We start from the raw sequence: 1,463 nt of genomic DNA, 5'->3' as shown, positions 1-1,463 counted from the left end.
TTCTTGGCCAATATGCGGAGGGCAATGCAGGCGAAGTCCGGTTCTTTGAGGATAGCGCAGCTGCTTCTGACTTGAAGGCCCATAACGTGATCGCAATTGGCAGCTATAACAATAATAAAGTCATTCGGGATAATAATGATAAATTGTATTTTAAATATGGAGCAAAGGGAGAAGGGTTTACCTCCAATGAAAAGATGAGCGTGGACGCGGATTACGGCAAGCGTTTAGGTACGCTTCAGCTCATCGAATCTCCGTTTGAAGCAGGCCGAGGCTTGCTGGCTATCAGTGGACCGAGCACGGAATATGATTATTTGGCCTCCAAACTGCTCGCCAGTGATAATGCGAAGTGGAGAATATATGGAGATGGCGTAGCCACGAACAAGGACGGCGACATCCACGCCTTCCGCTTCAAGAAGCAGGCGGAACAGCAATCTTCCTCGATTGTGGAACAGGTTCTGCAGCGTGGAGACGTTCTGGGCTTCATGGTGGCCGCAATGCTTATCGGCTTGCTCGTGCTCGTATCCCTCATTTTCATGATTCGCAAATACCGCAAGAAACGGGGGGCTAGCGATGAAACGGAATCAAAGTAGTCTTCTGTCGGACGGAGCCTTCTTGCTATGGTTTTTGCTGAGTTTCGTATGCATTGCGTTTACGGTGGGCGAGCCGACTCGCTACATCATGAACATGATTTTGTTGAATGTGGCCTTTCTTATCGCGATTGTTACGTACTTTACGAGTGTGACAACGGGGTTAGTTCTGAATATTGTGTTCCTATTTGGATACGGGACGTTTACGTTGTATCAGACTGTCGTGGAAGGTGGGGTCGTTGGGGCCCATAATTATTTCTGGCTTATCATGACGCCAGCCTTTACCGTAGTTAGTGCCATGCTTACACTCGGCAATCGAAGATTGCAGATGGAGAACGAACAACTGAAACGGATAAATGCATCTCTGGCGACGATGGACGAAAGCACGGACTTGAAAAATAGCCGCTCGTTCCAAAAAGATGCTAAGGTATTTATGGCTCTCTCTACGCGTTATCATATTCCGCTGACGCTGCTTGTCGTGCAAGTGAGATATTGGGACGAGCTGAAGCGAATGGTTAGCGAGGAGCAAATGTCGGAAATGATCTACGGTGTGTCCAAGCTTAGTGAGACAAGCATACGTATGAATGACTCGCTATACATGCTGAATACGGATAATCCGACATGGGGCCTGCTGTTGTTCACCGACCGTGACGGCGCTAATGTGGTCATCGAGCGGTTGAAGGAGAAAGTTGCCTCCTTCAATGACGTAGAATTGGCTGGTAAGTACAAGATCGAGCTGAATCTTACCGTGGGAGCCTTGGAATATTCCCCTGAGACGGTATCCACACCGCTGGAATTCATAACGCAAGCAAGAAAGCAGATGGAGTACGATGTATAAAGGGATCAGAAAGCCTTAGGGGCATCCGGCCTTGAATC

1 protein-coding gene and 1 pseudogene are annotated in these 1,463 nt (G+C 48.3%); both read left to right on the top strand.

Annotated features, from left to right (window positions below; all coding sequences use genetic code 11):
• Positions 1-590: pseudogene (locus AZ66_RS32255) on the top strand (cellulose biosynthesis cyclic di-GMP-binding regulatory protein BcsB); the annotation flags it as partial.
• Entirely contained in the window at positions 571-1,425 is an 855-nt protein-coding gene (locus AZ66_RS29095; RefSeq protein ID WP_044358122.1) for a diguanylate cyclase domain-containing protein, read from the top strand. The pseudogene AZ66_RS32255 and the gene AZ66_RS29095, both read left to right, overlap by 20 nt.
• The last annotated feature ends 38 nt before the right edge of the window (positions 1,426-1,463 follow it).

This window comes from Paenibacillus sp. E194, from assembly GCF_000935845.1.
GTDB lineage: Bacteria > Bacillota > Bacilli > Paenibacillales > Paenibacillaceae > Paenibacillus_B > Paenibacillus_B alvei_B.
This window is presented reverse-complemented; position numbering and strand designations above follow the sequence as displayed.

What these genes read in the sequence shown, in the direction of transcription:
- AZ66_RS29095 (WP_044358122.1), top strand. Translation starts at nt 571, where the DNA reads ATGAAACGGAATCAAAGTAGTCTTCTGTCGGACGGAGCCTTCTTGCTA.